This window comes from Roseateles sp. GW821-FHT09G09 (assembly GCF_059415965.1).
The window spans coordinates 1,064,362-1,077,886 of record NZ_JBWKOG010000001.1 but is presented as its reverse complement, the minus strand read 5'-3'; the positions used below and the strand labels follow the sequence as shown (position 1 = coordinate 1,077,886).

General features: G+C 69.1%; 10 protein-coding genes. 2 read left to right on the top strand and 8 right to left on the bottom strand.

The window, feature by feature from the left end:
• Nucleotide 1 precedes the first annotated feature (1 nt).
• Together AC07O8_RS04645 and AC07O8_RS04640 are read right to left on the bottom strand one after the other, a co-directional pair.
• Nucleotides 2-802: an enoyl-CoA hydratase-related protein gene (locus AC07O8_RS04645; RefSeq protein ID WP_495046910.1), complete on the bottom strand. Its 801-nt coding sequence runs from the start codon at nt 800-802 to the stop codon at nt 2-4.
• A gap of 75 nt (nt 803-877) precedes the next feature.
• Nucleotides 878-1,756, bottom strand: coding sequence for a LysR family transcriptional regulator (locus tag AC07O8_RS04640; protein ID WP_495046909.1), 879 nt, complete (start codon nt 1,754-1,756; stop codon nt 878-880).
• Nucleotides 1,757-1,894: 138 nt separating this feature from the next.
• Between AC07O8_RS04640 and AC07O8_RS04635 the strand changes: the two genes are divergently transcribed.
• Together AC07O8_RS04635 and AC07O8_RS04630 are read left to right on the top strand one after the other, a co-directional pair.
• A complete protein-coding gene (locus AC07O8_RS04635; RefSeq protein ID WP_495046908.1) occupies nt 1,895-2,905 on the top strand; it encodes a DMT family transporter in 1,011 nt (336 codons plus the stop codon).
• Nucleotides 2,906-3,041: 136 nt separating this feature from the next.
• Nucleotides 3,042-5,063, top strand: coding sequence for a M13 family metallopeptidase (locus AC07O8_RS04630; RefSeq protein WP_495046907.1), 2,022 nt, complete (start codon nt 3,042-3,044; stop codon nt 5,061-5,063).
• Nucleotides 5,064-5,238: 175 nt separating this feature from the next.
• Here the strand turns inward: AC07O8_RS04630 and glk are convergent, their stop codons facing one another.
• The 6 genes from glk to AC07O8_RS04600 all read right to left on the bottom strand — a co-directional run bounded on the left by glk (nt 5,239) and on the right by AC07O8_RS04600 (nt 13,492).
• Nucleotides 5,239-6,237: a glucokinase gene (gene glk / locus AC07O8_RS04625; protein WP_495046906.1), complete on the bottom strand. Its 999-nt coding sequence runs from the start codon at nt 6,235-6,237 to the stop codon at nt 5,239-5,241.
• A 151-nt stretch (nt 6,238-6,388) separates the two neighbouring features.
• Nucleotides 6,389-7,765, bottom strand: a complete 1,377-nt coding sequence (locus AC07O8_RS04620; RefSeq protein ID WP_495046905.1) for a GH1 family beta-glucosidase — start codon at nt 7,763-7,765, stop codon at nt 6,389-6,391.
• A 146-nt stretch (nt 7,766-7,911) separates the two neighbouring features.
• Nucleotides 7,912-8,736, bottom strand: coding sequence for a carbohydrate ABC transporter permease (locus AC07O8_RS04615; RefSeq protein WP_495046904.1), 825 nt, complete (start codon nt 8,734-8,736; stop codon nt 7,912-7,914).
• Nucleotides 8,723-9,730, bottom strand: a complete 1,008-nt coding sequence (locus AC07O8_RS04610; protein WP_495046903.1) for a carbohydrate ABC transporter permease — start codon at nt 9,728-9,730, stop codon at nt 8,723-8,725. Before AC07O8_RS04610 ends, AC07O8_RS04615 begins: the two co-directional genes overlap by 14 nt.
• Nucleotides 9,731-9,740: 10 nt before the next feature.
• Nucleotides 9,741-11,042 carry an ABC transporter substrate-binding protein gene (locus AC07O8_RS04605; protein ID WP_495046902.1) on the bottom strand — a complete coding sequence of 434 codons (1,302 nt, stop codon included), beginning with the start codon at nt 11,040-11,042 and terminating at the stop codon, nt 9,741-9,743.
• Between the two features lie 5 nt (nt 11,043-11,047).
• Nucleotides 11,048-13,492, bottom strand: a complete 2,445-nt coding sequence (locus tag AC07O8_RS04600) for a TonB-dependent receptor (RefSeq protein WP_495046901.1) — start codon at nt 13,490-13,492, stop codon at nt 11,048-11,050.
• Nucleotides 13,493-13,525 lie beyond the last annotated feature (33 nt).

Here is a 13,525-nt window from a genome sequence, read left to right as displayed (position 1 = left end):
ATCAATCAGGGCGAGGCACCCAGGTCGCGGGCCGCTTGCCGAGGAAGGCGGCGAAGCCCTCCTTCGCCTCCGCGCCCATGCGCACGCGGGCGATGGTCTGGGCGGTCAGTTCGCGGACCTGATCGGTCACCGGACCCACCTCCAGTTGCGCGAACAGCGTCTTGATCTCCGCCTGCGCCTGCGGACCGTTCATCAGCAGCTCCGCGATCCAGCGCTCGACGGCGCCATCGAGGCCGCCGGCCGCATCGCTCTCGACGACCTCCTGCAGCATGCCGATCCGCAGCGCCTCGGCGGCGGAAATGCGACTGGCCGTCAGCGCGAGCCGACGCGCTTCGCGCGGGCCGACCGCGTTGATCACGTAGGGGCCGATCACCGACGGCAGGATGCCGAACCGGGCCTCGCTGACGGCGAACTGCGCGCCGGCTGCAGCGACGGCGATGTCGCAGGCCAGCGTCAGCCCGACGCCGCCCCCCAGCGCCACACCGTGGACCTTCGCGATCGTCGGTTTCGGACAGCGCGCGATGCGGTCCAGCATGCCGGCGAAGCGCCGCGCGTCCTCGACGTTCCACGCCTGCGTCGCCTCGGAGGCGCGTGTCATCCATTGGAGATCGGCGCCGGCGCTGAAGGCCTTGCCGGCGCCGTCCAGCACGACGATCCGCACGGCCGGGTCCTGGCCGAGGCGCTCGAAGGCGGCATCGAGGGCCGCGATCATCGCTTCGTCGAAGGCGTTGAACACCTCGGGCCGGTTCATCGTCACGCGGGCCACGCCACGCGCGTCGGTCGATATCTGCAGGGTCTCCACGATGCAGTCTCCGTTGTGATCGACGGAGTATCGCAGCCCGACCGGTCGGTCGAAAAAGAATCCCCTGGACTCGCGTCAGTCCCGCCAGACTTCCTCGACCAGCTCCCGCACCGCGGTCAACGCATGTTCCTCGGGGCCTTCCTTCTGCAACCAGCACAGCCAGGTCTCGTCCTGCCAGTGCGGCCAGATGCGCAGCTCGCCGGCCTCGGCGGCGGCCTGGGCCTGGTCGAGCCGGAGAATCGCGGCCCCGAGCCCGCTCGCGACCATGCCGCGCACGGCGGACTCGGTCTCGGCCATCAGGCTGTGCGGCGGTTCGCGGCCGGCGCTCTGGAACAGCCGTTCCGCCGCGGCGCGCAGACCGCAGACCACCGGAGTGCCGATCCAGGGCAGCGACAACAGCGCCTCCCTCGACACCGGCCACTCGCGATCGGCGAATCGGCGCGGCACCGCGATCGCGAGCTCCATCCGCCGCAGGCGATTGACGACCAGCCCGTCCGCGATCTCGCTGTCGTGAAGCACGTAGGCGCAATCGACCTCGCCCTGGCGCAGCGCCTGCACGCTCTGCAGCGACAGGCGCTGCATCAGTTGAAGGCCGATGCCGGGATGCCGCTCCGCCAGCTTGACCAGCACGTCGCCCAGCCGCAGCGAGATCGGATCGCTGACCGTGCCCATGCGCAGCACGCCCTGCACGTCGCCGCGGATCTGCGCGGCGGCGTGCCGCAGGCGCTGCGCGGCCTCCAGCGTGCGGCGGGCCTCCTCGGCGAGTTTCTCCCCGGCGGACGTCAAGGTCATGCCGCGCGAGCTGCGCTCGAACAGCTGCACCCCGAGCTCCTCCTCCAGCGCCTTGATCTGCGCGCTCACGGCGGGCACGGACGTGAACACCTTCTCCGCGGCGCGGGTCAGGTTGCGTTCGGCCACGACGGCCAGAAAACTCTTCAGCTGGTACAGCTCCATGGGTCCGGATTCTGACAAGCCGCTGCGGGACCGTTGTTCACATTCTCGGAACGCGTGTTCCAAAGATGCGCATAGACCGCGTGCGAGGCGGCGCCCAGACTTCCGTTCCATCGAAGTCTTGCGAAAGCGAAGGGCGCCATGAGCCTCTCCAACCCCTATGCCGCCACCGTCGCGATGCTGTTCGCGGCCGTCTCGTGGGGCAGCCTCTTCCTCGTCGGCAAGCCGGTGCTGAGCCGACTCGACCCGATCTGGTTCACGGCGGTCCGTTACCTGCTCGCGGGCGTCGGCATGACCGTGCTCGTCGTCGTCTTCGGCGAACGCCCCTGGGCCAAGCTCCGCGCGCACGGGGGCACGCTGACACGCTACGGCGTGCTGGGTTACGGCTTCTTCGGCATCCTGGTGCTGGAAGGGCTGAAGCTCTCGTTGCCCTCGCACGGCGCCGTGCTGATGGCGACGATGCCCATGACGACCATCCTGCTGCGCTGGCTGCTCGACGGCCAACGCCCGGGGATCGCCGTCGCCGGCGCGGCCGTGCTGGCGTTGAGCGGCGTCATCCTCGTCTCCGGCGTGCTCGGTCGCAGCGACGGACCGCCCCACATGCTGCTCGGCGATGCGCTCACCCTGCTGGGCACGGTCGGCTGGGTGCTCTACACGCGGGGCGCGGCGAAGGTGCCGGCGCTCAGCCCGCTGGAATACACCGGCCTCACCGCCATCGCGGCCCTGCCGTGGCAGGTGGCCTTCGCGCTGGTCGCGACGGCCGGCGGATGGATAGACGCACCCGCCTGGCAGGACGTGACGACCGTCGCGCCGCATCTGATCTACATCGCGGCCGTGCCGACGGTGGCCGCGGTGGTGGCCTTCAACTTCGGCGTGCGGCAGCTGGGCGCCTCGCGCGGGACGCTGTTCCTGAACGGCGTTCCGGTGTCCGCGCTGCTGATGAGCGTCGCGCTGGGCCAGCATCCGGCGGCGCAGGAATGGATAGGCGCGGCCCTCGTCATCGCAGCCCTCACGCTGAGCACGCGGTCGCCGACCTCGACAACCCCGGCGCGGATCGACGGCGCCGCCGGAGCGGGAAACGGCGTCACCGGTCAAGCGGAGGTCAAGGCCGGGGCGATGGCGGGTGCCGGCGGGCGGTGCCCAGCCACTTGATGCGTCTTCCGGCAAGCTGGAAAGTCCCGGTGCGACAGCCGCCACAGACGGCCTCATGCCTTTTGTCATGGGCCTGTCTTCTGGCATAGGCTGGCGGCCTCGTCGGGCCCCGGCCCGCGCTCATGAGCTGCTTGCGATGAAGAATGCCCTCCGCCTCACCACCCTCGCCCTGCTGATGCAGCTCGGCGGCTTCGCCATGGCGGCACCGCCGCAGTCGGGCCTGGACCTCAAGGGCTACGACAAGTCGGTCCGGCCGCAGGACGACCTCTTCCGCGCCGCCAACGGCCACTGGCTCTCGACCACCGAGATCCCCGCGGACAAGTCCTCCTACGGCGCCTTCCACCAGCTGGCGGACCTCTCGGACAAGCGGGCGCGCGCCATCATCGACGACCTCTCGAAGAAGAAGGCCAAGGCCGGCACCGTCGAGCAGAAGATCGGCGACTACTACGCCGCCTACATGAACACCGCGGCGATCGACAAGGCCGGCCTCGCGCCGATCAAGCCCTTGCTGGACAGCATCGCCGCGATCCAGACGCGCGAGCAGCTCGCCACCTGGCTGGGTGCGCAGACCGGCGTCGTCGACCTGCCGGTGCCGCTGGGCATCGAGGCCGACTACCAGGATCCCACCATCAACCGCCTGCAGACCTGGCAGGGCGGCCTGGGCCTGCCGGACCGCGACTACTACCTGAAGAAGGACGACGAGCGTCTGGGCAAGGCGCGCGGCGCCTACGTCGACTACCTGCAGACGCTGGCGAAGACCGCCGGCATCGCCGATCCGGCCGGCAGCGCGCAGCGCGTGCTGGCGATCGAGGAGCGCCTGGCGCAAGTGCAATGGGACAAGGTCGAGCTGCGCGATCCGCAGAAGACCTACAACCCGATGACGCCGGCCGAACTGGCGCAGAAGGCGCCGGGCTTCGACTGGAACGCCTTCTTCACCGCCGCCTCGCTGCCGGGCCTGGACAAGCTGTCCGCCTCGCAACCGAGCTACCTGACCGGCGCCGCGAAGATCCTCGGCGAGGCCTCGCTGGACGACCTCAAGCTCTACCTGACCTTCCGCACCATCGACGCCAACGCCACGACGCTGCCCAAGGTCTACCGCGACGCGCACTTCGCCTTCCACGGTGCGGCCCTGACCGGCGCGAAGAGCCAGCAGCCCCGTTGGCAGCAGGCCGTGGGCAACGTCAACGGCGCGCTGGGCGAGGCCGTCGGCGAGGTCTACGTCAAGCGCCACTTCCCGGCCGCCGACAAGGCGCGCATGGTGCAGCTGGTCGACAACCTGCTGGCCTCCTACAAGGAGTCCATCGACAAGCTGAGCTGGATGACGCCGGCGACCAAGGCGCAGGCGCAGGACAAGCTGTCGAAGTACATGGTGAAGATCGGCTACCCCGACGTCTGGCGCGACTACGGCGCGCTGGAAGTGAAGGCGGGCGATCCGGTGGGCAACAACCTGCGCGCCTCGGTCTTCGAATGGAAGCGCCAGGCCGCCAAGGCCAGCAAGCCGGTCGATCGCCGCGAGTGGCTGATGACACCGCAGACGGTCAACGCGTACTACAACCCGACGCTCAACGAGATCGTCTTCCCGGCCGCGATCCTGCAGCCGCCCTTCTACAACACGAAGGCGGACGACGCGGTGAACTACGGCGCCATCGGCGCGGTGATCGGGCATGAGATCAGCCACGGCTTCGACGACCAGGGCAGCCAGTTCGACGGCGACGGCAAGCTGCGCAACTGGTGGACCGACGACGACCGCAAGGCCTTCGACGCCATCGGCAGCAAGCTGGTCGCCCAGTACGAAGGCTACGAGCCCATCGCCGGCAAGCACCTGAACGGCAAGCTGACGCTGGGCGAGAACATCGCCGACCTGTCCGGCCTGCAGATCGCCTACAAGGCCTACCTCCGCTCGCTGGGCGGCAAGCCGGCGCCGGTGATCGACGGCTACACCGGCGAGCAGCGCTTCTTCATGGGCTGGTCGCAGGCCTGGCGCGAGAAGGCCCGAGACGAGCGCAAGCTGCAGCTGCTGACGATCGACCCGCACTCGCCGCCCGAGTTCCGCGCCAACGGTGCCGCCGTCAACCACGACGGCTTCCACGAGGCGTTCAAGACCAAGCCGGGCGACAGGATGTTCAAGTCCAGCGACGACCGCATCCGGATCTGGTAAGACCTGACCCTTCAACAAACGGCCGGCCTCCCCGGCCGTTTTCATTGCAGTCCCCGTCACAAAACCGTGACAGGACGACAGTGATGGGGGACGGCGATGCGTGGGGTTTTGGCGCTTGCCGCCAAGGCCCCACGCATCGGCGGCCAACGCCCGGACCAAGGCAGGACGGGCGTCCTCAGTGCGTCATCCCCTCCCGATCCAGCGCCCGGCTGGCCCCGAGCAGCGGCGCCTGATCCGCCTCGTGGACGACGAAGGTCGGGATGGCGCGCAGGTAGGAGGTCAACCGGCCGCAGGTTTCGAAGCGTGCCCGGAAGGGGCTGCGATCGAACCACTCGCCGAGGCGGGGCACGATGCCGCCGCCGATGTAGAGCCCGCCGCGCGTGCCGAGCGTGAGTGCGACGTGGCCGGCGATGTCGCCGAGCAGCGCGCAGAACAGGCTCACGACGTCGCTGCTGAAGGCCTCGCCCGCGAGCGCGGCGGCGGTGATCGCCGGTGCGGCGCGGCCCTCGCCCGGGGCGAGTTTCAGCCCCCGCAATTCGGCGAGTGCCGTGTAGAGGTTCTCCAGCCCCGGCCCGGACACGGCGCGCTCCGCCGACACGTGGCCGAAGCGGCGATGCAGCAGATCGAGCACGGCGCGCTCCTCGGGCTCGTAGGACGAGAGCGTCGCATGTCCGCCCTCCCCGCCGACGGCGACCATGGAGCTGCCGTCCTCGGACGGCAGCAAGCCCGACACGCCCAATCCCGTGCCCGGCCCGACCAGCCCGCGCGCCGCGCCGACGACCGCCTCGCCGCCGCCGACCTTGCGCGTCGACTGCGGGCCGATCGTCGGCAACGCCAGCGCGAGCGCCGTGAAATCGTTGATCACCAGCAGCCGCTCCGCGCCGAGCGCCGACTGCAGCGCGCGCGTGGAGAAGCTCCAATGGTGGTTGGTCATCCGGACGTGGTCGCCGGTGACCGCCGTCGCGATGCCGATCGCGCAGCTGCGCGGCGTCCGCAGGCCCTCGCGATGCAGGTGATAGAAGATCGCGTCCGCGAGCGTGTCGAAATCCTGGCAGACATACCGCGCCACGTGCTCCAGCGGATCGGCCGCGCCGCCCTGGCTGGCGAAACGCACGTGCGTCGCGCCCACGTCCGCCAGCAAGCGCGCCGGCGCCGTCTTTGCGCCTTGTCTCATGCCTTGTCTTCCTTCACCGATGCTCCATGGCTTTGCCGGGCAAGTGTGTCGCCTGCCCGCAAAAGCCTTGGATGCTGCCACAGCCCGCCGGCGGATCCCGATGGCGGACGTCGTCGCGGCCGGTGTTTAGCGCGTCACGCTGAACGCCCCTTCAACGACCCGCCTTGAACGCTGCGATCGCGTCGCGATACCAGTGCGCGCTGTCCTTGGCCAGCCGTTCCTGCGACGCATAGTCGACGTGGAACAGACCGAAGCGCTTGAGATAGCCCGAGTTCCACTCGAAGTTGTCCAGCAGGCTCCAGTAGAAATAGCCGCGCACGTCGGCGCCCAGGGCCACCGCCTGGGCCAGGGCCTCCAGGTGGCCGCGCAGGTAGGCGATGCGCGCCGCGTCCGGCACGCGGCCGTCGACGACGCTGTCCGCGTTGGCCATGCCGTTCTCGGTGATGACGATGGGCGGCGGCGTGTACTCGCGGGTGATGCGCAGCAGGTGCTGGGTCAGCGCCTGCGGATAGATCTCCCAGCCCATGTCGGTGAAGCCGAGTTCCCCCGGCGGCGTCACGAACTGCTGCTGCCCGTTGAGCACGCTGCGCGTGTAGAAGTTGATTCCGAGGAAGTCCAGCGGCTGCTGGATCAGCGCCAGGTCGCCGTCCTGGAGCTGAGGCGCGTCGGCGCCGAGGTGCTCGACGATGTCGGCCGGGTACTGGCCGCGGAACACCGGGTCCATGTACCAGCGCACGTTGGTGCCGTCGTCGATGCGCGCGGCGCGGCGGTCGTCCTCGCTGAGCGGGTCGGCCGGGAAGGACGGCGTGTGGTTCAGCACGATGCCGAGCTGCGCCTTCGAGCCGACCGCCCGCATCGCCTGGATCGCCGCCCCGTGCATCATCAGCAGGTGGTGCGAGACCTGGTACGCCTCGGCGCGGCTGGTGTGGCCGGGCGCGAACTGCGCGGTCTCGTAGCCCAGCGTCGCCGAGCACCACGGCTCGTTCAGCGTCGCGATCGTCGACAGCCGGTCACCGAAGCGGCGGGCGATCTCCGCGGCGTAGTCGGCGAACAGCGGCACCACGTCGCGCGACAGCAGCCCGCCGATCGACTCGTCCAGCGCCTGCGGCAGGTCCCAGTGGTACAGCGTCGCGTTGGGCTTGATGCCCGCGGCGAGCAGTTCGTCGATCAACCGGTCGTAGAAGGCGAAGCCGGCCTCGTTCCAGGCGCCGCGCCCCAGCGGCTGCACGCGCGGCCACGAGAACGAGAAGCGGTAGGCGTCCAGCCCCAGCCACTTCATCAGCTTCACGTCGTCGGGATAACGGCGGTAGTGGTCGCAGGCCACGTCGATGTTGGAACCGTCCTTGATGCGGCCGGCCTGGGCGCAGAAGCGGTCCCAGATCGACTCGCCCTTCCCGTCCTCGCGGGCGGCGCCCTCGATCTGCGCGGCGCTGGTGGCGGAGCCCCATTGGAAGTCCGCGGGCAACGACTGGATCAGCGATTGGAAGGTGGCGGTGTCGGCGGCGGGGTTGGCGTCGTTCGCGTGCATGGTGGTGGCGGTCGTGGTCGAAGAGATCGAGGGATTCGGGGAGATCGAAGGATCCGGGGAGGCCGAGGACATCCCGCTGGATGTCCCGGGAGCGTGCGCAGCAGAGGTCGCGGGCGTGGGCATGGCGTTTCCGGCGGTCGGTTCGGTCAGCCGCGCACGGCCCCCGAGGTCAGTCCGGCGACCAGCCGCCGGGCGCTGAAGAAGTAGGCCACCAGCAAGGGCAGCATCGCGATGGCGCTGCCGATCATCAGCGCGCCCCATTCGGTGTTGTTGGGCGCCTGCATCGAGCGCAGCGCCAGCGGCAGCGTGTAGTGCTCGGCCGAGCGCATGACCACCAACGGCGCGACGAAGTTGTTCCAGCTCGCGATGAAGGTGATCAGGCCCAGCGTGCCCAACGCCGGCATGAGCAGCGGCAGCACGATGCTCCAGAAGATGCGCAGCTCGCCGCAGCCGTCGATGCGCGCGGCGTCGATGAGGTCGGGCGGGATCGCCGAGCCGATGTACTGCCGCATCAGGAAGATGCCCAGCGCGCTCGCCGCCGCCGGCACGTAGAGCGCGCGCGGCTCGTCGATCCAGCCCAGCGCGTCCATCACCATGAAGCTCGGGATCATGTGCAGGAAGGCCGGCAGCATCATCGAGCCGAGCACGATCGCGAAGAGCGTGCCCTTGAAGCGGAACTCGTAGATCGTGAACGCGTAACCGGCGAGCGAGCACAGCAGCAGATTCAGCACCGTCGTCATGCTCGCCACGTAGAGGCTCATGCCGAGGTTGCGCCAGAACGGCAGGCGCTCCTCGAGCAGCCTCAGGTTCGAGGGCGCGGCGTCGCCGAACCACAGCGGCGGCGGCGTGTCGAAGATCTCCGTGCGCCCGTGCGTCGCGAAGACGAAGGTGAAGTACAGCGGCGCCACGAGCAGCACCGCGCCCGTCCCCGCGACCAGCCACGCCGGCCAGTTCCGTTCAGCGCGTGCCACGGCGGCTCCTCGGATCGCGGCCGAACAGCCGCGCGTTGACCCAGGTCAGCGCGGCGATCAGCACGAACATCAGCCACGACATCGCCGACGCGGTGCCGAAGTCGCCGTCCGAGAACGCCGTCCGGTACATGAAGATCGCCGTCGTCATCACCGAGGACGCGACGCCCTTCTCGCCGTCGACGAGGATGAACGGCTCTTCGAACAGCTGCAGGTTGCCGATGATCGTCAGCGTCACCGCGAAGAACATCATCGGCTTGAGCAGCGGCAGCGTGACATGCCGGAACTGCTGCCACTCGGTGGCGCCGTCCAGCGTCGCGGCTTCGTAGAGGTCCTTGTCGATGACCTGCAGGCCGGACAGGTAGAGCACGAGGTTCCAGCCCAGGTAGCGCCAGAACACGACGAAGGCGACGGCGGGTCGCGTGACGTCGGCGTCGCCGAGCCAGTCGATGCCGCCGTCCTTCAAGGCCGTGAGCGACGCCAGCGGGCTGCCGATCAACGGGATGCGGGTGAGCTCCGCCAACGCCGCGTTGATCAGGCCGTAGTCCTTGGAATACAGCGTCGAGAAGATCAGCGCGATGGCGACGCTCGACGTGATGTACGGGATGAAGTAGGCGCCGACGATCAGGTCGCGGCCGCGCTTGAAGCGCCGGTGGATGAAGAAGGCCAGCGGCAGTGCCACCAGGTGCTGCGGCACGCCGGCCACCAGCGCGAACCAGGCGGTGTTGTAGAGCGCGTCCCAGAACCACGGGTCGGTGAGCGCGTAGCCGTAGTTCTCCAGCCCGACCCAGTGCATCGTGTGCAGACCCTCGGCCGGGTTCCACTGCTGCAGCGACAGGTAGATCGAGAAGACCAGCGGGAACAGGCTGAACACCAGGAACAGCGCGAAGAACGGCGCGATGAACAGATAGGGCGCGAGACGACGCGAGCGCAGCGCCGGCAACCGCAGCCATGACGGGCGCGGGGCGGCGAGCGACGGGGATGGGCGCGCGTTCATGCGTGTAGCCTCAGCGGCGGCGCGCGCGGCGCTCGATGAGAGACCGCGCGTCGGCCAGCGCGTCGGCGATGGCCTTGCCCTTGGAGATGACGCGCTCGAACTCGTCTCGGATCACGGTCGTCGCGAGCACGTCGAACCGGTTCACCGGGATCGCGGGGATGTGCGACGCGGTCTCACGCCACAGCTGGCGCGCGCGTTGGCCACCGAGGAAGGCGATCGGCTCGTCCATCACCGGATCGCGCAACACCGCGCGCATCGCGGGGAAGCTGTCCAGCACCTGGAGCGATTCCAGCTGCACCTGCGCGTCGGCCGTCATCAGGCGGATGAAGTCCCAGGCCGCCGTCTTGTTGGCGGCCTTCTTCGGGATCGCGTAGAACGATCCGCCATAGGCGGCCTGCACGCCACCGGGAAGCGGCGCCGAGCGCCACAACCCCGCCGTCTGCGGCGCGATCCAGTTGCGCAGCTGGCCCACGAGCCAGGCGCCCATCATCTGCGTCGCGATGCGGCCCTGCTTGAAGCCGGCCGCCCAGTCGTTGGTCCATGCGATCGCGCGCGCGTCCAGGCCCGCGCGGCGCGCGGCGCGGCCAAGTTCGAAGGCATGGCGGAAACGCGCGGATTCCACGAGCACGCGGCCTTGCGCGTCGAAGTAGAGGCCCTCGCCGTCCTGCAGCCCCTGGCGCAGCGCGATGTCGCGCAGGTCGGCGGCGTCGGCCATCAGGTAGGCGCCGGTAGTCTTGCGGATGCGCTCGCCCGCGGCGAGGTACGAGGCCCAGTCGCGGGTGATCTCCGCTTCGCTGACGCCTGCCTTGTCGAGCAGGTCCTTGCGGTAGATCAGCGTGCCGGGTCCGATGTCGGCGGGGATCGCGACCTGCGCGCCGTTCGGGCCCGCGCCCTGCGCCATCGCGAAGCGGACGTAGTCGTCGGCATGCGTGGCCGCGTTGAACGGCGCCTGGTTCAGGTCGACGAAGCCGCCCGAGCCGGCGAACTTGCCGATGTAGCGCAGATCGATCGCCATCACGTCAGGCAGGCCGGAGCCCGTCGCCAACGCCGTCGTCATCGACAGGTGGTGATCCGCGTATTGCATCGACAGCAACTTGAGCTCGACGTCCGGATGCAGCGCGCGCCAGCGGGGCGCGGCCGCGATCGCGGCACGGTCGAGATCGGGGAATGTGGCGACGCGCAGCACCGACGTCGGTGCGCGCGTCGGGCCCCCCTGGGCCGCCGCGGGGAAAGTCGCAGGAAGGGCGGCGGCCACCCCGGCCGCCAGCAGCGCGCGCGCCGCCGATCGCCGGGTCAGGAGGAAGTCGGGCACAGCGCTCAGAAGTTGTAGCCCGCGTTCACGCCGAAGGTCCGCGGCGCCGCGTACTGCGCGGTCCAGACCGGATTGGCGAAGCTGACCGAGCTGCCGGCGCTGGTCTTGATCTTCTCGTCCGAGACGTTGCGCACGAAGCCGTCGACGTACCAGTTCTTCTTCGACGTGTAGCGCACGCTGATGTCCGCCGTCGAGTACGCCTTCTGACGATCGCCGTCGCCGAGGTTGAAGACCGACAGCCAGTTGGTCGACTGGTAGTGGTAGCTGATGCGCGGCGCGACCTGGTCGCCGTTGGCGAGCGGGAACACGTGTTCGTACATCAGCTGGATCGCCACCTTGGGCGCATGCGGCAGCTCGTTGCCGGTGACGTTCAGGCAGGTGCCGCCCAGCGTCGGGTCGAAGCAGGTCGGCAGCTGGTAGTCGTTGGACGCCGCCACCAGCGCGCCGAGCTTGGTCTTCGTGTACGAGGCCGACAGCATCAGCTTGTCGTCGTTGGTGATCATCCAGGCCGTCTCGACCTCGAGGCCGGACACCTTCGCCCCCTCCGCGTTGGAGTAGGCGAACTGGCGGTTGCCGTTGACGATCACCGGCGCGCTGAACTGGAAGTCCTTGAACTTCATGTGGTACGCGCTGATGTTGAAGGTCATGCGACCGTCCAGCAGCGAGGTCTTGTAGCCGACCTCGTAGTTGGTGAGCGTCTCCGGGCCGTAAGGCAGCCCGCCGTCGCCGGTGCCGCCGGACTTGTAGCCGGTGGACACGCTGCCGTAGGCCATCGAGCTCTTGTCGATGTCGTAGGTCGCGCGCGCCAGCCAGGTCGTCTTGCTGCCCGTGTAGTGCGCGTCGTTGATGTTGCCGGCCTGGTAGCCGTTGGCCGGATCGGTCGGGTCGATCGTCGGGTTCAGCGGGATCTGCGGTGCCGCCGCGTTGTACGCCCAGGTCCAGCCGCGGCCGCCGATGTTCTTGCGGTCGTCGTGCGTGTAGCGCAGGCCGCCGGTCACGTGGAAGGCGTCGGTCAGGTTCCAGGTCGCCTGGCCGAAGGCGGCCTTGGAATCGACCGTCTCCTTCGGCTGGATGAACGAGCCCTGCCAGCTCACGGTGCCCTGCTGCGTCCCGTTCATGATCGGGATGTCGAAGCGGATGCCGTTGTCCTCGGCCGCGTAGTACAGGCCCAGCACCCAGTCGATGGTCTGCTTCTGCGTGCTCTGCAGCGTCAGCTCATGGCTCTGGCTGCGGTAGCTGGTCCAGACGGTGTTGTCTTCCTGGTGGGTGGCGCCCGTCGTGAAGCTGGTCGGCATCTGCACGCCGAAGTCCTGGTCGAAGGTGCCCGAGCCCTTGAAGTGCGTGTAGCCCGCGACGTACGCCAGCGACATGCCGCCCAGGTCGTACTCGGCGCGGCTGCGGATCGAGGTGGAGTCGCGCTTGAGCGACGGCGCGGTGTCGATCAGCGCGGACCACAGCTTCTCGCCGGCCCGCGGCGTCTGCATCAGGCTCATCGACGGCGTGCCGCGGTCGGCGAACTGCTCCACCGACACGTCCCAGCGGAATTCCTTGATCGGCTGCCACAGCAAGCTCAGGCGCGCGGCGGTCTGGTCCTGGGCGTTGTACTTCGGTCCGCCGGTGGTGAACAGGTTGTAGTTGATCGGCTGGAACGGCGGGAAGGTGCCGCCGGTGTTGCCCGCGTTGTAAGCGGCCTGCTGCTGCGCCAGCGTGTACTGCGTGGGCTTCTGGTAATCGACGTAGCCGTCGTGCTGCTCGTGGATGAAGGCCACGCGCGCCGCGAGCGTGTCGCTCAGCGGGATGTTGATCGCGCCCTTGGCGCCCAGGCGGTTGTAGGTGCCGGTGCCGAGCTCGACGTAGCCGGAGTTGTCCTTCAGCACCGGCTTGGCCGTCTTCATGTTGATCGTGCCGACGGTGGAGTTGCGTCCCCACAGGGTGCCCTGCGGGCCGCGCAGCACTTCGATGCCATCGAGGTCGAACAGCATGGTCGCGGCGCCTTCGGGACGCGGGGCGAAGACGCCGTCGACGAACAGCGCGACCTCGGGGTCGGCGTACTCGGTCTTGGCGGAGTCGTTGCCGATGCCGCGCAGCGTGATGCTCACGATGCCGTGGTCGCCCTGCCCGGTGCCCTGCATGCTGGGCACGAGGTTGAACACGTCGAGCATGCTCTTGACGTGGGCGTCGTCGATCGTCGATGCGCTGATCGCGGTCACCGCGATCGGGGTCTTCTGCAGCGAGGTGGCGCGCTTGGTCGCCGTGACGACGACTTGAGGCAGGGCCTTGCTCTCCTTGCCGTCGGCGGAGGCCGCGGCGGCGCTGGTGTCGGCCTGCGGCGCCGGCGCGGGGGCCTCGGTCGATTGGGCGTGGGCCGCTCCGGCCAGCAGCGCGAGCACGGCGATCTGGACGGGCGAGGAAAGGCCGAGGCGCGGCCGGCGGATGAGGCGGTCAGTCATGTTGTCTCCTGGGTGGCTCTCGATTCGAAGCTC